Annotated in this window: 9 protein-coding genes; 6 read left to right on the top strand and 3 right to left on the bottom strand. The window is 65.7% G+C overall.

Annotated features, from left to right (window positions below; translation table 11 throughout):
* Positions 1-11 precede the first annotated feature (11 nt).
* Positions 12-923, bottom strand: coding sequence for an HNH endonuclease (locus GGQ55_RS28145; RefSeq protein WP_218859113.1), 912 nt, complete (start codon positions 921-923; stop codon positions 12-14).
* A gap of 137 nt (positions 924-1,060) precedes the next feature.
* On the opposite strand from GGQ55_RS28145, the gene GGQ55_RS01025 reads away from it, so the two are divergent.
* Complete coding sequence (locus GGQ55_RS01025) at positions 1,061-2,224, top strand: DNA cytosine methyltransferase (RefSeq protein WP_218859112.1); 1,164 nt, start codon at positions 1,061-1,063, stop codon at positions 2,222-2,224.
* Here the strand turns inward: GGQ55_RS01025 and GGQ55_RS01020 are convergent.
* The gene (locus GGQ55_RS01020; protein ID WP_179714710.1) at positions 2,167-2,613 is read right to left on the bottom strand and encodes a very short patch repair endonuclease; all 447 of its coding nucleotides are present in this window, start codon (positions 2,611-2,613) and stop codon (positions 2,167-2,169) included. The genes GGQ55_RS01025 and GGQ55_RS01020 overlap by 58 nt on opposite strands.
* Positions 2,614-2,771: 158 nt before the next feature.
* Between GGQ55_RS01020 and drmD the strand changes: the two genes are divergently transcribed.
* The 5 genes from drmD to drmC are packed head-to-tail and all read left to right on the top strand — an operon-like array spanning position 2,772 to position 16,546.
* Positions 2,772-5,927 (top strand): DISARM system SNF2-like helicase DrmD, encoded by a 3,156-nt coding sequence (gene drmD, locus GGQ55_RS01015; RefSeq protein WP_179714709.1) that lies wholly within the window; start codon positions 2,772-2,774, stop codon positions 5,925-5,927.
* A complete protein-coding gene (locus tag GGQ55_RS01010) occupies positions 5,924-10,036 on the top strand; it encodes an Eco57I restriction-modification methylase domain-containing protein (protein ID WP_218859111.1) in 4,113 nt (1,370 codons plus the stop codon). The genes drmD and GGQ55_RS01010 overlap by 4 nt, the downstream gene beginning before the upstream one ends.
* An 8-nt stretch (positions 10,037-10,044) precedes the next feature.
* Complete coding sequence (gene drmA / locus GGQ55_RS01005) at positions 10,045-13,728, top strand: DISARM system helicase DrmA (RefSeq protein ID WP_218859110.1); 3,684 nt, start codon at positions 10,045-10,047, stop codon at positions 13,726-13,728.
* Positions 13,725-15,809, top strand: coding sequence for a DrmB family protein (gene drmB / locus GGQ55_RS01000; protein WP_179714707.1), 2,085 nt, complete (start codon positions 13,725-13,727; stop codon positions 15,807-15,809). The genes drmA and drmB overlap by 4 nt, the downstream gene beginning before the upstream one ends.
* On the top strand, positions 15,806-16,546 hold the full coding sequence (gene drmC, locus GGQ55_RS00995) for a DISARM system phospholipase D-like protein DrmC (protein WP_179714706.1): 741 nt from the start codon (positions 15,806-15,808) through the stop codon (positions 16,544-16,546). The genes drmB and drmC overlap by 4 nt, the downstream gene beginning before the upstream one ends.
* A 120-nt stretch (positions 16,547-16,666) precedes the next feature.
* On the opposite strand, the gene GGQ55_RS00990 is transcribed toward drmC, so the two are convergent.
* Positions 16,667-18,397, bottom strand: coding sequence for a DUF8724 domain-containing protein (locus tag GGQ55_RS00990; protein WP_179714705.1), 1,731 nt, complete (start codon positions 18,395-18,397; stop codon positions 16,667-16,669).
* Positions 18,398-18,455 lie beyond the last annotated feature (58 nt).

Raw genomic sequence — 18,455 nt, 5'->3', positions numbered from 1 at the left:
CGCTGGCGTGATCAGGCTGCGAGGAAGGCTTCGTAGCGTTCCATCAAGCGGTCGGCGTCCGGGCGGTCCACCCTGCGAGCGGGTACCTGCATGAGCGGCCGGCCGTGGTGCTCCTGCAAACCGTGACGGAGCATCGGCCCGTCCACTTCGTGGAGCAGCCTGTGATGGATCTCGACGGTGTAGTCCGGTCGGATCCCGAGGATGTTCTTGTCGTAGGCCGCGTGATGCAACTTGCACAGGGCAAGTCCATTCGCGACCACCGGTGCGCCCCGCGGATCGTTGTCGGGAATGATGTGGGCAGCGTCGAGGAGCTCCCTGTGGTTGAGCGAGCAGACGGCACACCTCGTCTCGTAGGCCAACATGACCTGCCCCGCGAACACCGGCTGGTGCAGACGTCGTCGCGTCATCGTCAGCAGGTACTTTCGCAGCGTCTCCTCGACGCGGCTGCCCGGGCGGATCTGCCGCTGTTCCTCGGTCAACGCCATGACGAACTGCGAGTGCTCCGGCTCCTCGCCGATCAGGTACACAGGGAAGATCGCCTGGAAGATCCCGGGCCGGATGCCGTAGAACCACATCAGCGGCACCTGTTCGAGCATCGCGTGACGAAGCCCCTCGTTCTCGGCAGCGCCGCGGTGGTCTCGACGGAGCTTGTACCTGTGGAGACCGTCGGCACCCTCCGAGTCGTCGTACGGCCGCGAGGGTGCACCTTCGGGCGCCGCTGTGAGAATGCTCAACGCCGCCGACCAACCCTTCGGGCGTCGGATGCCACGTCCAGCGTCGACGAGCGGGAATCGGTCGCCACTGACGCGGAAGTCGTCCCGCAGCTGGGCGCGGCTGACCGGGATGGTTCCGTCGAGTGTCACGCTGCTCAGCCACTCGAGTGCGGCTGCTCTGACGTAGTGCTCCGAGACGGCTCCGCTCACGGTCGGAGCCTGTACCGAATGCGCTCGTCGAGCAACGAGGAGCGCCGAGGCGAAACGCCTGAGACGGTGTCGCAGCACGCTGCCTGGCCGGTGTGCCGGACCTGTGCGCGTCGCGGAGTCTGTGGGAGTGTTCTCCCGTGTCCCACTCGATCGTCGGTCTCTTCGCAGGGATCGGTGGCATGGAGCTGGGACTCCAGCAGGCGGGTGTCGACGAGCCGTCGGAGCTGTATGAGTGGTGGCAGCCTGCGAGGTCCGTGCTTGCGAAGCGGTTCCAGGACGCCGACCTAAACGGGGACGTAATCGGGCTGCGCGATCTGCGTGACGCCACGATCGTGACCGCTGGATTTCCCTGCACCGACCTCTCTCAGGCGGGGCGCACCTCAGGTCTAGAGGGCCTCGCGTCGGGCCTCATCCGGCACGTGCTCCAGCTCCTCCGGACGTCGCAGCCGGAGTGGGTGCTCATCGAGAACGTGCCCAACATGCTCAGATTGAGGCGAGGCGCGGCTGTTCAGGAGATCACCGCTTCCCTGGAGTCTGCTGGCTACGACTGGGCGTACCGCACCGTCGACTCGCGCTCTTTCGGCCTTCCCCAGCGACGCAAGCGTGTCTACCTGCTCGCGTCAGCGGTGCATGATCCGGCAGCCGTCTTGTTTCGCGAGGACGCGCCATCCGAAGACCCGGACGGCGCCGCGCTGGGTGCTGAGAGGGGAAGCTCCTACGGCTTCTACTGGACCGAAGGCAATCGAGGGACTGGCTGGGCGATCGACGCCGTTCCAACGCTGAAGGGCTCGACCACCGTGAGCATCCCGAGCCCGCCCGCAGTGTGGATGTGCGGAGGCGACCCGGGGAGGCGAATCGTTCGTCCCTCGATCGAAGCGGCCGAAGTACTGCAAGGCTTCCCCGCAGGTTGGACCTCGAGTGCTCCCGTGCGCGATCGCTGGAAGCTCGTAGGCAATGCGGTGAGCGTGCCAGTGGCCCGCTGGATCGGTGAGGGACTGCTAGCGCGTGAGGCTCCGTGCCCGGACGACATCGCTCGAACCCTTCGAGTCGACGGTCGACCGTGGCCGTCTGCAGCGTGTCATGCCGGAGGCAAGACATGGGATGTCTCGGTGTCCGCATGGCCACGATCGCCGGCAACTGACTACGTGCACCTCGCCGACGTCCTGGAGCAATTTGGTGACGAGCCGCTGTCGCACAGGGCGACGAAAGGCTTCCGCGACCGGTTGCGCCGCAGCAGTCTGCGCTACTCGGCCGACTTCATGGCCGCTTTGGATGAGCACGTGGAGGTCACGGCACCCTGAGTTGCCGCATGGCCTTCGAGAAAGGCGACGATGCAGGCAACGACGTCGTAGGGCGGCTCGTGCTCCCAGAATCTCATCACGGTCCATCGCATCTGCTCCAACTCAGCGGTCACGTCAACGTCCCGTGCCTGGTTCGTGGAGATCTTCTCCGCCCACCATGCTGCGTTGGCTTTGGGAGACGTCGCGTGCAGCGGGCACCCGTGCCAGAAACACCCGTCGATGAAGACCGCCAGCCGCGCTTTGGTGAAGGCGATGTCGATGGTCCGCCGTCGCTGCCCCGGCACTGGCCAGGCCACTCGGTAGCGGAGCCCGGCGGCGTGCAGCAGCCGGCGCACGGCCATCTCAGGTCCGTTGTCCCGCTTTCTCACGTTGCTCATACGGCGGGACATCTCGGCGCTCGTTGATCCGGGATGCGGTCCAGGCTGGGGAGTCCTCGCTGCCACGTGCCCAGGCTGCCACGCCGAGGGGAACCTCTCGTGCGTCGTTCACAACTTCGGGCAACGTGAAGTTAGTGTTCGGACACGATCCGTAAGGAGTGCGATTGATCATGCCTGCGGCACCCTTGCCCGAGGTGGGCCAGCTTGTAGACGTGCGGGGAGCCCGCTGGGTAGTCACAGACGTAACTCCCCAGGGCCTTCCGCGCTCGTCCGCGGACGACGGCGCGGCAGGGCTCCAGCACGCGGTCGCACTGCAGGCAATGGGTGATGACCGATTCGGCGACGAGCTGCGCGTGGTCTGGGAGATCGAGAGCGGAACCAATCTCGTCCCCGAACAGGGTCTGCCGCACACCCTCGACGACGCCGAGATCGACGATCCTGCGACCCTCGCGGCCTTCGTCGACGCCCTGCGCTGGGGAGCGGTCACTTCAGCGGACCCGGCGGCCTATCAGGCGCCGTTCCGCAGCGGTGCGACGGTGGAGCCCTATCAGCTGGAGCCCTTGCGACGTGCTCTGGCAGCGCCCCGGACGAACCTGCTGCTCGCAGACGATGTCGGTCTCGGGAAGACGATCGAGGCAGGTCTCGTCGTCCAAGAGCTGTTGCTCCGGCACCGTGCACGCTCGGTGATCGTCGTCTGCCCAGCCGGCCTCGTGCTCAAGTGGCGCGATGAGATGGCGGAGAAGTTCGGTCTCTCGTTCGAGGTGATCAGCTCGGAGAGCATGCGGGATGTCCGCCGGCGGTACGGCGTCCACGCGAACCCGTTCGTCCTGTTCCCACGGGTCATCGTCTCGATGTCCTGGTTGCCTACTGCTCGCGCCCAACGGCTCCTCCAAGCAGCATTCGACGTCGCTCGTCAGCGGAGGGCGACGGACGGGTTCGCGTTCGACGTCCTCGTCGTCGACGAAGCGCACCACGTCGCGCCGTCGGCGCCGCAGAGGACTTCCGAGAAGCGCGTCTACGCCGTGGACTCCCAACGGACCGTGGCTGTGCGGGAGCTCGCTCGCATGTCCGAACACCGCCTCTTCTTGAGCGCTACCCCGCACAACGGATACCACGAATCGTTCACCGCACTGCTGGAGATGGTGGACGATCACCGGTTCGCTCGCGGCGCAGAAATCGACCATGTCGCCCTCGGCGAGGTGGCGGTTCGCCGGCTCAAGACGGATTTGCACGACGAGCGCTTTCATCAGCGCGAGGTGAGGGCCCTGCCCTTCTCCCCGAACGAGGACGAGGCTGAGGCCTACCAACGACTCGTCCAGCTCATCGAACGGCGAGAGCGGGCCGCCCGGGCGGGGCAGTCGAATGCATCCGACATCGCGGCGCTCCTGCTCAAGAAGCGTTTCCTGTCCTCGCCCTGGGCGTTCGCCAAGACCGCCAGCGCGTACCTGGAGGCGCGGCGAGACGGCCGCGAGCCAGAGCTTCCGGACTACGACGACGTCATGGGGGAGAACTCCTCCGACGACGAGGAGGGCCGCTCGTCTCAACTCGAGCTCGACACACTGCTCGACACGCGACGAGCGCTGCCGGATCTGGCGCAGCGAGACGCGGATGACCTCGAAGCCCTGATCTCGTGGGGGGAGGGTTACGAGGCGTCCCCGGACTCACGTCTCCGAACGTTGATGACGTTCCTGGACGCTGTCACCAGACCCGATGGGACGTGGTCCAACGAGCGCGTCGTCGTGTTTACCGAGTACGTGGACACGCTCGAGTGGATCCAGGCGGTGCTCGAGGGCGTCGGCTACGACTCCAGCCGGCTCGCGGTGATCCATGGGCAGACGCCTCAAGAGGACCGTGAAGACATTCGCCGCCGGTTCAACGCCGACCCGTCGGAACATCCGGTCCGCCTTCTGCTAGCCACGGATGCGGCTGGCGAAGGAATCGATCTGCAGCACTATTGCCATCGCATGGTCAACTTCGACGTCCCGTTCAACCCCAACCGCTTGGAGCAGCGCATCGGCCGGATCGATCGCTACGGGCAGACCGACATTCCCATCGCATGGCACTTCGTCCCCGCGGGGAGTGGAGCCTCCGCCCTTGCCCGGGATATGGACCTCCTGAAGCGCCTCACAGACAAGATGCAGAACGTCCGGGCAGACCTCGGATCTGCCAATCCGGTGCTCGCGCCGGACGTCGAACGTCAGCTTCTCGGCCGGGTGGCGGCTCGCCCCGCCCGCGCGGCCGCGAACGCTTCGCAGAAGGCCGTCAACGACATGCTCAAGGGCGAACGACGGCTCTCCGGTGAGCTGACGCGGATCGCCGGTGAACTGAGTGTCGTCCGCGATCGACTCCATCTCCACCCCGCCAACGTCCGCCGGGTAGTTGACACCGCGCTGGTCCTGCAGCACCAGCCGCAGTTGGTTGAGGTCGGTGACGACCGCAGCGATGCTGCGGTTTTAGAGGTGCCCCGGAGCATCGGACCGACGTGGCAGCTCGCGACGGCGGATCTGGACGATCCTCTGACCGGGAAGCGTCGCCCTATCACTTTCGACGGCGACGTCGTCCTGGCGGGCCGGACGGACATCGTGCACGCCCACCTCGGCCATCCGCTGGTCCAGCTCGCCACCCGCACGCTGCGTCAGGAGCTCTGGCAGCCGGTGCCATCGATCCACCGGGTCACTGCGGTTGTTGTCCCGGGGCTGCAGGACTCGTTCGCCGCCGCGGTCGCGCGGCTGGTTCTGGTGGGCGCCAGTGGTGTTCGACTGCACGAGGAGGTCTTCCTAGCAGGAACCCGGTTGCGTCGACGGCAGGAGCTCGGCGGGGAGTTGTCCGAGGAACTCCTGGCCGCCACCTTGGACGGTGACCATCTCATGCCGGTGCCGACGCCAGTTCTGCGGGCGATCGTCCAGCGTTGGAATGCGGAGGCGGACGAGCCCGAGGGCCTGCGAGGCCGCGTCGAGCGCTCGGTAGGCGTGCGTACTGAACGCCGTGTGCGCGAGCTGGTGACGGATCTCGATGCCCGTCTGGAGTCTGACCTGTCACGGGTGGATGGGATCTTCCAGCGTTTCGAGCAGACCCTCACGCGCTCCCTGGCCCGTATGGAACGAGAGGCTCGTGAGGCCGAGGAAACTCTCTTCGAGCCGGATGGGAGCGCTGCGCAGCGGCGTCGCGACATCCGTGAGGTGCAGCGCCGCCTCGGCGTCCTGTCCGAGGAGCGAGCGCGCGAGCAGATAGCCGTGCGAGCCCGCTATGCGCGTCCTGTGCCGCACGTCTTCATCGGTGCACTCGTCCTCGCCCTCACCCCTGATGATGCGGAGGTGGCAGCGTGAGACCGCGTCGGCCTCGTCGTCGTACGGAAGACCTGTTCGCATGGCTGGAACTTGTGCTGACGGACGGCCCGTTCCTGTCCCGGCCCGCGCTGAAGGCTCAGTTCGCGGCTGGACTGCCACGGCCCGACGACGCCGTCGACAACGTCCGCGAGGCGTTCCGGTCCGGCTTCGGCGACTGGGAGCGAGCGTGGACGCAGTCGATGCGCGCCGAGGGCCGCGCGGACGTCACGACCTCGGTCGAGTACCTCAGCCAGCGCGACGTATGGGTCCGCACATTCCTGACCGAGGTGCTGGAGTGGGGGGAGTACTACCGGACGGATCCGGGCGCCGCCGTCACCGCGACGAACCTGGATGGCTCGGTGACGGTCCAGAGTTCGGGCGCACTCGACGCGGGAGGTGTCCGGGCGGCTGTCGTTCTGGTGGTAGACCCGACGGAGGATCTCGCCGCACCAGGAGCCGATGGATGGACGGCGAGCGCCATCGACCGTGCTGCAGCGCTGCTCCGTGCATCCGGCCAGAATGGCGGCACCCGAGCGCCCGTGGCCATCGTGACCGACGGACGTTGGTGGTCGCTCGTCTGGCAGAACGCCCAAGGTGGCACGGGATCAGGAACTTTCGACGGGGCACTCTTCCGTGAAGAACCCGATCTGCGTGACGCCTTCTGGGCGCTGGCCCGGCTGACGTCCCTCGCCGGTGGAGCCCCGGAGCGCCGACTCGACGCACTGCTCGACGCCAGCATGGCGAGCGCGGAAGAGATCACCGACGCGCTGGGCAACCAGGTCCGCGCGTCCGTGGAACTGCTCGTCCAGTCCTTCTCCGCGTCCCACCTGCGCGCCCTTGCGGATGGCTCGGCCTCGCCTCTGCCGGCCAACGCGCATGAGGTCTACGACGCCGCCGTCACCTCCATGATGCGGACCGTCTTCCTCCTCTTCGCCGAGGCGAACGAGCTGCTCCCGACCCAACAGCTCTATCGCGAGGCATACGGGATCTCCGACGTCCTCGACCGCCTCGACGAGCGCCGCCGTCACGCGGTTGGTGTGGAGGGGGACGAGGCGCTCGGGGCGACCTTCGACACGTGGCACCGTCTGCTCGCAACGACCCGTGCGCTGTATGAAGGGGCGACGTTCGAGGACCTCCGCATGCCGGCCTACGGTGGGTCCCTCTTCGACCCGGACCGGTTCCCGTGGCTCACATCGGTGAACGAAGTCAGCGGCGGGCTGCAGGTGCTCGTCGACGACCGGGCGATGTACCACGTCCTCCGATCCGTCCAGCACGTCGACGTCAACGGAGAGGACCGGCAGGTCTCCTTTCGCGACCTCGACGTCGAGCAGATTGGCTACGTCTACGAGGGTCTGCTCGGGTATTCCGCTCGGTATACCGACGAGCTCGTCGTTGGCCTCCAAGGTCCGGAGAACGGGTCCGAGCCCGAGGTGGCACTAGAGACGCTTCACGAGCTCAATGACCTAGCGGAGGAGGACCCCGACGATTTCGCCGAGCGTCTAGTTGCCTGGGTGAAGGAGCATCAGCCGGCAGCGAAGAGTCGCACAGTGCGCCAGCTCGCCAAGGCCTACGCCGAGAGCGGCGACATCGCGGTCCAGGACGAGGCTCGACGCCGGCTCCGACCGGTCGTTGGTGACGGTGCCCTGGTGGACGAGCTGATCGGCTACTACAAGCTGATGCGACTCGACCCTCGCGGTCTGCCATACGTGGTCCCAGCCGGTGGACTCGTGGTGGTGGAGACACGGTCGAGGGCTACGTCGGGCACGCATTACACACCTCGGTCGCTGGCGGAGGAGGTCGTCCACCACGCCCTTGAACCCCTCGTCTACTCGCCAGGGCCGCTGCTGACGGCGAACACAACCGAATGGGTGCCGATCTCCGCCTCCGAACTGCTCGACCTCAAGGTCGTGGACATCGCAGTCGGCTCTGGAGCATTCCTGGTTGCAGCAGCGCGATACCTCGCTGATCGCTTGCTCGAGGCATGGGACAGGGAGGGAATCGGCCAAGAGGACTCCACCGCCGAGGAGAGGCGTCACCACCGAGTCGAGGCCATCCGTGAAGTGATCGCGCACTGCCTCTATGGGGCGGACATCAACCCGATGGCCGTCGAGATGTGCAAGTTGTCGCTCTGGCTCGTGTCCCTCGATCCCGATCGCCCGTTCTCCTTCGTCGACGACAAGATCCTTTGCGGCAATTCGCTGCTCGGTCTCACCGAGCTGCGCCAGCTCCGCGGCCTGCACATCGCCCCCAGCGCAACTCGCCTCCGGAATCCCGGATTCACCGTTGACGTCGACTCCGCGATCCGTAGAGCGACGGAGGTGCGCCATCAGCTCTCCACAACCGTCTCCGAGGCGGACAGCATGCGGTCCACCAGAGCCAAGCGCGCACTGCTCGCGCAGTTGGAGGAGAACAACCAGGTCTTGCGGTCCGTCGGCGACGGAATCATCGCCGCGGGGTTGATCATGGGCGGCAAGGGTGGAAGGCAGCTTGACGCCAAGTATGAGGCGCTCTCCCTGGCGCTCATGAATGCTTTCCCGGCCGGGGAGGGGGGTGATCGCCGCGCTCTCGACCGAATCCTCGAGCAAGGGCTGACTCCCAGTGTGCAAACCGACTATGAACGATGGGAACCACTGCACTGGATTATCGAATTCCCGGACGTCATGATCGAGCACGGCGGCTTCGACGCTGTGATCGGCAACCCACCGTTTCTCGGCGGCAAGAAGATCAGCCCAGCGATGGGTCAAAACTTGCGCCTCTGGTTGGTCAATCAACTCGCCGGCGGTACGTCGGGAAATGCCGATCTCGTTGCGTACTTCTTTCTCCGCGCCGCCTCCCTGCTGGCCGATAAGCGTGGCCAGCTCGGGCTCATCGCCACGAACACGATCGCTCAAGGTGACACTCGGGAAGTCGGCCTCGACCGGCTTGTCGTCCATGGATTCACTCTGCGACGGACGATCCGGAGCGCGACTTGGCCGGCTCGTGGTGCAAATCTCGAATACGCGGCCATTTGGGCAACGCAAGGCGAGCTTGCGGCTGGAACTCAGCGAGTTGCTGACGGAGTGATCGTGCCGGCAATTTCTACCCTCCTGGAGGCGGAGGGGAGAGTTAAGGGGCAACCCTCGCGGTTGGCCGAGAATGTCCGTGTCGCATTTCAGGGCTCGATCATTCTCGGTCGCGGGTTCGTGCTCACGCCAATGCGAGCAAAGGAACTTATTGCGAGAGATGAGCGGAATTCCGAGGTCGTGCTCCCATATCTCAATGGCGAGGATCTCAATGGACGACCGGACTCCTCGGCGAGCAGGTGGGTGATCGACTTCAAAGAGCGGACCGAAGAGGAGGCGCGCAGTTACCGCGAGCCCTGGGAAATAGTTGAGGGTTCGGTAAGGGGGCAGCGGATCACGAAGGACGCCACGCGATACCCTCGGATGGTCAACGAGTGGTGGAAGTACTGGAATGCAAGGCCAGGTCTCTACGGTGCCATTCGCGAGTTCGATCGAGTGCTCGCCATTGCGCAGGTAAGCCGGACGCTGATGCCCGTCGCTGTTCCGACCGGACAGGTCCTCGACGCCAAGCTTATTGTGTTCGCTTTGACCCCTGGATCGGGCGCCGTGTTGTTCTCTAGCTTGCATCAAGCTTGGGCCATCAAGTATGGCACGACAATGCGCACGGATGCCACCTATACGCCGAGCTCCATCTTTGAGACCTTCGCAAGGCCTGCCAGTGGGCCGACTCTTGAGGCAGCCGGCGAAACTCTTGAGGCGAGGCGTCGCGCCGTGATGCTTCGACGTAGTGTCGGACTTACAAAGCTGTACAACCTCATCAATGACCGTGATTGTCTTAGTGAGCCCGATATAAATTCTCTGCGCGACATCCATGTGGCATTGGACCATGCCGTTCTCGACGCCTATGGATGGTCGGATGTTCCGCTGAACCACGGATTCCACGCGTACCGAGGGGTGGAGCGTTTCACCATCGACCCTGCAGCGCGCGTCGAGCTGCTCGACCGCCTTCTTGAGGAGAATCACCGGCGCGCCGTGTCGCAAAGCGGTGACGCTGAAATGGATATCGAGGACTCCGATGAGCTTGACCTCGAAGGGATGGGCGAATGAGCAGTACGATGGCGACATCGGTGGATGTCCGTAACGAGCTGCATCGCCTACTTGTCAACGATCTGGTCGGACCGTGGGGTGGTCCGGCGGAAACGGTTGTCGGAAATCCGCGCGGGCGCTACCTCGCGGGTGCCCTAGCCCCGGTCAAGGTCGACAGCACAGCGCCTGTCGAGAGTCCGGACTTCTCAGCTACTGCCAATTTGTCGGACCTGCGAGCCGTGGAGGCACCACTGCTCACCGTCGTCGACGAGGACACGCCAGGAGTCCCGGAGGCTCCCGACCTCGACGTGACGGAGTCGGACGATCCGGAGGAGGCGGACGACAAGGGGCCGGCGTCGAAGCTGATCGCTCCCTCGTCGATGGGACTGCGATTCCGAATCGCCCCAGGCGGCTCGGGACTGACGCTCATCGCACGGTGGGGGGCTTACGCCGCGCGCCGGGAGATGGACGAGGACGGTTACACGCGCACCTACTACGACCGCACCCCTCATGAGTACGCGGTCTCTGTCGCCACGGGTCAGTTGGTTCCCGGGGCTAACCTCGACTTACCTGTCTTGGAGTACGCCGGTTCCGTCGAGGTGTCCCTGAGCGTCGAGGTCTTGGCAGATGGTGATGGCACCCTCATCGTCGAGGTTGCCCTGCAGAACCGGCGCGTGACGGATGGGAATCTGCCGCCACGCCAGTGGCTCTTTCAGGCGGAGCTCGAGGTCGCAGCCTCGGACAGCAGCGATGCGTTCCTTGCGATCCACGACCCTCTCAAGTCATTGACTGTCGGATTGGATGAGGAAGAGCAGCGACTGGAGCTGCTCTACCGCGACCGGCTTGAGTTCGCGATCGGCAGGACTTGTTCCGCGACGTGGAGCACGGTCCCTCCTTCGCCTGACGGTGTTTGGCAGCGTGATCTCGCCGAGGGCTCCCGGTCAGCCAACCGCGTCAAGACGACCTGGGTCCCCGAGGCGGAGATTCCGCAGACGATCCCCTCAGGAGTTGAGGGGACCGAGCTTTCCATGAAGAACTTGGCATCGGCGTCGCAGCCCGAGGTGATCGAAGGGCTTGCGCCTCTGCTTGCGGGTTACCGAGACTGGCTTATCAAGCGGAAGGCAGACGTCAGGGGGCTTCCGGAGCACCTCCGTGCCGTCGGCGAGATCGCCATCGAAGACGCCACCGCCGCCGCCGATCGCCTGGAGGAAGGTCTCGCGCTGCTCGGCTCGGATGTGGACGCCTTCCGCGCCTTCCAGTTCATGAACCGCGTCATGGCCGACCAGCGCGTGCACAGTCAGGTCGCCCAGGCGAGATCTGAGGATGCAGCGCTGAGCATCGCCGCTGCGACCAAGAAGGTCTCCGACAAAGGAGAGGCTGCTGCGTCGTGGCGGCACTTCCAGATCGGCTTCATCCTCATGCAGCTTCCCGCGCTGACGGATCCGACGTCCCCTCGGCGCAGCAGCGAGGCTGCGCGTGCGGAGCTGCTCTTCTTCCCGACCGGGGGCGGTAAGACGGAGGCTTACCTCGGGCTAGCGGCGTACACCTTCGCGATCCGACGGCGTCAGGGCGTGGTCCAGTCCCCGGACGGGCCGCTCGACGGTGGCGATGGCGTCGCGGTCCTCATGCGGTACACCCTGCGTCTGCTCACCACTCAGCAGTTCCAGCGCGCCACTGCGCTCGTCTGCGCGGCCGAGCTGATCCGACGCGAAGACCCCGAGGCGTGGGGCACGGAGCCGTTCAGGATTGGACTTTGGGTAGGCAGCAATGTCAGTCCCAAGTCATTCACCGAGGCAGAGGAGCAGATCAGCGCCGCGGTAGCCAGTGAGGGTCGCCCGTACGGAGTCACCGTTCTCCAGCTGCAGCGCTGTCCCTGGTGCGGGTCGCCCATCTCGCCCAAACAGCACATCCGTCTCGACAAGGCCAGGCGCCGCGTGCTCGTTCACTGCGGCGCCAGGCTCGGCACGGAATGCCCCTTCGCCGAAGGTGGCACGGTCGAAGACGGTCTGCCGGTCCTCACAGTTGACGAGGAGATCTACCGGTATCCGCCCAGCTTTTTACTGGCGACGGTCGACAAGTTCGCCCGCATCGCTCGTGAGGGCCAGGCAGCCAGCCTCTTCGGGCATGTCGCGCAGCGCTGTCCGCGTCACGGGTACCGCCACCCGGACACACCTGTTGCCGTATGTACGGGCACCAGCCACAACGCAAGCGGCGCCCTGCCCAAGGTGACGGTCCAAGCCGCCCCTCGTCTCCGACCTCCGGACCTGGTGATCCAGGACGAGCTGCACCTCATCACGGGCGCCCTCGGCACCGCAGTGGGTCTTTTCGAGGTGGCCGTCGACACCCTGTGCAGTTGGCAAAGGGGCGCCGACGTCGCAACTGCCGATCCAGTTCGCCCCATGGTCGTGGCATCAACGGCGACCAGCCGGAACGCCGAGAATCAGGTGCTGCGTCTGTACGGACGAGGCGTCGAGATCTTTCCTCCTCAGGTCGTCGACATCTCAGACACGTACTTCTCGAAGGAAGTTCCCGTCTCGGCCGAGCATCCAGGCCGTCGATATCTGGGTGTCTGCGCGCACGGAGCCAAGCTGACCCTGGCCGAAATCCGTGTCAGCGAGATCCTGCTACTGGCGGGACAGAAGTTGTTCGACCAGCATCACGACGTTGCCGACCCGTACATGACGCTCGTCGGCTACTTCAGTGCCACTCGCGAACTGGCTGGTATGCGGCGCTACCTGGACGACGACGTCACGACGCGGATCACCAACCCGGACAAGGGCAGTGGATACCCGCGTCGCGGTACCTGGGGTCTGGAGATCGGCGAGCTGACCTCGCGAGTCTCTTCCACGGACATCACCAAGACGCTCGACCGGCTGTCAGCGCCGTTCGACGAGGACTGGGACACGACGCAGGCGCACAACAACCACGCCGCTCTCCGGAAGGCAGACAAGGCTGTTCCGAAGCGAGCCGGAGAACGGCCCTACGACGTCGTCCTCGCGACGTCGATGCTCCAGGTCGGGGTAGACGTCGGGCGTCTCGGCCTCATGCTCGTCGTGGGGCAGCCCAAGAACACGGCGGAGTACATCCAGGCTTCCTCCCGCGTCGGACGCGTCGCGGACAAGCCTGGGCTCGTGGTCACGCTTGCCAACCGCTCTCGGCCGCGCGACATGGCGCACTACGAGCAGTTCGAGCACGACCACCGAACGTTCTACGCCCACGTAGAGGCTCTGTCCGTCACTCCCTACTCGGACAGCTCCCTGGAGCGCGGCCTGACCGGCGTGCTCGTGTCCATCGCTCGGGTCTTGGATGTTGGCCGGACGGCTTCGTTCTCCCCGCAAGCCGGGGCCTGGAGCATCACCTCTCGATTCAGCACCCTCCAGAACCTGGTCGAGGTCATCGCCCGCCGGGCAGCTGGCTCGGACGCGGACGACCGCGTCCAAGAGATCAAGAACAAGCTCACTCGTCGACTCGACGCTTGGTACAAGAAGGCGAAGGCTGTGCCGGACATCGACTACACGGGGCCGGGAGGCCTCCTCGTGAGCCCCGAGGACGGCCCTGCATTCGGCGACGACATGTACCTGCGCGTTGCCAACTCGATGCGCGAGGTCCAGCCGGAAATCAGCCTTATCGTCCGTTCGTACGGTGACCGCGTCGCGGAGCCGGACCCGCCGGGTGCGCCAGCGTGGGTCTTCCCGTCGGAGGTAGACGCGTGACCGAGGCAGCCCCCACGAACCCCGGCACTGAGAAGGCAAATCAGCCCGACAGCTCGGTGACCTACGTGGCCACGGCGGAGATCGTTGATCCGTTCGAGCACCAGGACCAAGTGAAGCCGAAGAACTTTGGCCGCGTCGGTTCGGTGCGACCGACCGCCCTGCTCTACACCGCCGGAATCGGCGCGTCTGTGGACTTGCCGCACATCGCGGTCATGCCGCAGGGCCTTGACGCCTGGGAGCGGGCGTACGCGCAGATGGGTGGAGCCCTCCAGATCTTCGAGCCACGGCTCATCGAAGCCGTCAAAGCACAGTTGGGCCGTCAGATTCGAGAACTGCGTCGCCCCCCGCGGCAGGAAGTGGGGCCCCGCGAGGTACCGAGGCTGGGAGTCCCCGCTGTTGCTTTTCCTCGATGGCTGCGCTGCACGGGGTGCGATCGCCTCGCACCGTACGAGGGCGATGGCGGCGTCTTCACATTCCTTAACACGATCGGCATGCGTCCTGACCAAGCCCGTTTCGTCCACAGGCAGTGCAGAGGCCGCAACGGCAAGGGCAAGCCGCGCGAGAGCGTGGCCGTGCCCGCGAGGTATCTCGTTGCGTGCATCAATGGTCATCTGGATGAGTTCCCGTACACCGCCTTCGTCCACGGCTCGCAGGGCGGAACTTGGACCTGCAACAAGACACAGGGCGTCAATCCCGCCACGAGGCTGCGGATGCTCGAGTGGCGCAGCAACATCGGTCCCGAGGTGCGTGTCACTTGTGTCGCGTGCGGGTCGACGCGAAGCATGCGGGAACTAACCGGAAAGGCAGGGGCCGAACGGATGCCCCACTGCCGCGGCCGTCATCCCCACCTCGGGACGTTCGAGAAGTGCACGGCCGAGACGAAGCTCATGCTCCTTGGCGCGGCGAACCAGTGGTTCCCGGCCACGATCAGCCTCCTCGTCGTCCCGGAGAGCAAGGAGCTCAAGCCAGCCGACGTCGCTGCGCGGCTGCAAGGTGTCTCGGCCGAACTGCGGACGATGGTCACCACGGAGGCCGTGGTGCCGATGTTCAAGATGTTCGTCCTCAAGAACGGCCTCGACCTGTCGGACGTCTCTGATGCGGTCGTCTGGGAGGCCCTCCAACTCGCCGCTGAGGGAATCGAGGACAACGGTCGCACGACGCCGTATAGCCCGATCGAACTGCGGGCGCCAGAGTGGCGAACACTCATTCGCCCAGCGGACTTCGCCAAGCACGCCCGTGAGAGCGACTTCCGGATTCGGGATGTAGACGTCGCTACGAACCTGACTCCGGCCATCGAGACGGTGGCGGCTGTCGATCGGTTGAAGAAGGTGAACGCGTTCGTCGGCTTCACGCGAATCGATGCCTTCGACCGCATCGGGGACGCGCCAGAGCGTCTTGCTCCGTTGGCGCGCAAGGAGCCGCGCTGGGTTCCCGCGACAGAAGACCACGGAGAAGGAGTGTTCATCCGCCTCCGCGAGGACGTCGTCGGCCCCTGGGAGAAGATGATCCTCGACTCCGCGCTCTGGGATGCCCATCGGCAGGCGCACTGGCGTAACGTCAGGCGGCGCACGAGCAGCTCTGCTGCGGTCGCCGATCCGGATAGCCGCCTTGAGCCGCCCCGCTACTGGGCCACCCACACCCTGGCTCATCTGGTCATTCGGCAGATGGCCCTCGACGCCGGCTACGGTTCCGCTTCGCTCAGCGAGCGTATCTACGCTTGGCGTAGGACTGACGATCACGAGCCGGCAGCCGGATTCCTCATCTCCACGACGTCTCCGGACAGTGACGGGACCCTCGGTGGCCTCGTGGAACAGTCCGCCCGAAAGGCCATGGAGCGACTCGTCACTCGCTCCCTGACGCGGGCGTCACGCTGTTCCTCCGATCCTGTGTGCTCCCACAGAGTTCCGCGGGGGCAGGAGGACTTCCTCCACGGTGCGGCGTGCCATTTCTGCACGTTCCTCTCGGAGACCTCCTGCGACAACGCCAACAGGTTTCTCGACCGCCGGTTCGTGTTGACGCTCTTCGGAGACCAGGCGACCGCGTTGGGGGTTAGTGGGCTGCTGGACGGTCTGACGACGTGAGTGCAGCGGGCCTGGCAAAGCTGGAGCCCCTTGGCGAGCTCCTTGCTCCTACTGAGCTCCGGAGGGTGGCAGACAGCCTGGCGATCGACGGCGTCGCCCGGCGCGCGGTGCGGACCCTCGCCCCGGAGAAGCGCGTGGCAGCGGAGGAGCACGTGGCCGCGGTGTTGAGCGCGTTCGGCAGTCGGGAGGCTGTGGCAGCAACCCTGAGAGTCATCGCTTCGACTGCCGACAAGGCGCCGTCGCCACCGACGCTCGTGTGGAGCGGACCTCAGCTGCCTGGCGACTCAGTGAGGACGACGGCCGCCGTGGTCCGTCTGATCGACGATGCCGAGGTTTCTGTGCTGGCATCCACGTACTCCGGTTCGGCGAGTGCGCCGTTCGTGCAGGCGCTTAAGCGAGCGGCGCAGAGACGTCTAGAGATCACCGTCGTCTGTGATGTCAGCCAACGAGTCGACTGCGCCGAAGCGATCCGTGATGCAGTTCCGCGTGCCCGCGTTCTGGGTCTTCACGATACTGACACTGGACAGCCTCGGATGCAGCACTCGAAGGTCCTAGTCATCGACGACCGCGCAGCGCTCGTCACGAGCGCGAACCTCTCGTACGCAGCGGTGGAGAAGAACCTCGAAGCCGGGGTACTAGTCGACGACTCGGCATTCGCCAGTCAGATCACCCGCCGGTTCGCAGACCTGCTGGCGGCCGGAAACCTTCGAGACTTGGTGAGAGAGCCCGCGCGGTGACAGCTTGTCGACAGGTCGACGGGGAGCCCCCTCGTTGACTTCCGACTCAGCCGAAGGCGAGAGCTTTCGCCGGCAAGCCTCACTGGGGAGCTGGTGACCGCGCAGTGAGCGGACGGTGTGCTATCGCAGGTAGCCGCCAGCGGCGAATAGTCCTCGACGGTCCAGGAAGGTGTTATAGGCGCGGCAGGAGGTCTCGCCTAGGTGCAGGCACGCGCTGCAGGCGCCCGCGCCGCGAGCGCAGCCCGGATCAAGCGGGCAGCGGGATTCGGCCGTGGTGACCGTGTCCAGCAGCTGGTCGAGGTTGGTCTCAAAAACCGATTGCAAGCCTCCGAGCACAAAGTCGCCCCGCGGCGAGGCGTATAGGAAGAAGCCCAGGTGGCTGGGCACCAGGTACTCGTTGAGTGCGTCGCGGTCGATGCCGGCGAAGACGGCGGTCTGACGGATCATGCGGTGGGCGTAGCTGTGCACCAAGGTGAGAATGTCGGCTCCGACGGTGGGGGTGGCGGGCATGTCGCCGGGGCCAGGGATGTCGCTGGCAGCCGCGATCACGGCGCGTACCTGCCGTGCGTCCTCGTCTCCAGGTGACCAGCCCGGCAGCCCGTGCCCTCGAGCGGTGAGCCAGCGGGCGACGCGGAGCGGGTCGAGTCGGACCAGGAGGGCCTCAGTTTCGGCGAGGTCACCTAGGAGCCGGTAGCCCTCGCGTTTCGGGTGCCGGAAGGGCACCAGGCGGCAGCTGGCTGGATCGCTGTCCCCACGTGTGTAGCCATACATGACGTTCAACACGGGAAAGCTCTCGACAAGGTCGACCCCTGCGAGCCCGGCCCTCTGAATGGCAGCTGGGTAGTCGTTCGCGTACCGGTTTGCCAGCATGCTGCCGGGACTGGCGGTGAGGTGGGAGATAGTCATGCGGGCCTCGCCTAGTGCGAGAGCGATGTCGACGGCCTCCTGCTCGACCGCCTCCCTTCGGTTGGTGGGCGCGGTGTCCAGCGGAGTGGAAGCGTTAGCTTGCGCCAGCTGGCCCATCTGTGCGGCCTGCTGGACGAGGACGTCGACCATTGCTGGGGCCATGTTGTTGGCCAGCAACTGAGCGCGAAGTTCGGAGGCGGAAGGCAGCCCGGTGACGGTGGTCGGACTGTGTGCTTGCATGCCATCCAGAACCCAATCCAGGGCCTTCGCTGGTCCGCCGGCTGCTCCAAGGGCCTGCATCCGCTCAGGTCGAGCGGGGTTGACCATCACCATGCCGCGTGGCGTGTAAGCGGTGCGGGCCTTGTGGACATTCCAGTGCAGGCCGCCTTGCCGACAGCCCTGACACTGCTGGAAACCTAGCCCCTTCTGAAGTTGAAGATGACATCGCGGGCAAACGAAGCGCAGGTCCGAGGTCCGGGTGCTGGTCGTACCCACGAGCTCGACTTCGTCGTGGGTGGGGCAGCGGGGAATACGCGGCTCGCCTACCGCCCCGCACTCATGAAAGCCGAGGAAGTGCAGCTGACCCCATCGGGAGTTGCCGCACACACAGGGACGGTTGTGGTCCCGCCCCACTCGCTTGCATCGGGGACACAGCCAGACGCGCGGGTATCGCTCGACCGCCACCCCTCGGCCTGTGTCGAGTTCGACCACCTCCAGGCGCTGCTGACGACGGAGGTCGGCGGCGAACCCGCTGTCGTTGGCATTTTGCTCCCACAAGTGGATCTCGCGTAGCAGACGCCGACGCACGCTGGCATCGTCGATGCTCAGCGGGGCTGCTCCCGGCCAGTCGGTCACGCGGTAGATGCCGCCCCGCAGATCGGCAGTCTGCTGGGGCAGGAATGTGCGCAGAACCTGGCTGGCACTGCGGGTTCCGAGGTCGCTCACGCTTCTGTCCTTCGTTTGCGCGCGTCACCGTGGACCGGTGGTGCGGCGAGGTGTCCGG

Source organism: Petropleomorpha daqingensis, from assembly GCF_013408985.1.
GTDB lineage: Bacteria > Actinomycetota > Actinomycetes > Mycobacteriales > Geodermatophilaceae > Petropleomorpha > Petropleomorpha daqingensis.
The sequence above is the reverse complement of the archived record's forward strand: the minus strand, read 5'-3'. Positions and strand labels throughout refer to the sequence as shown.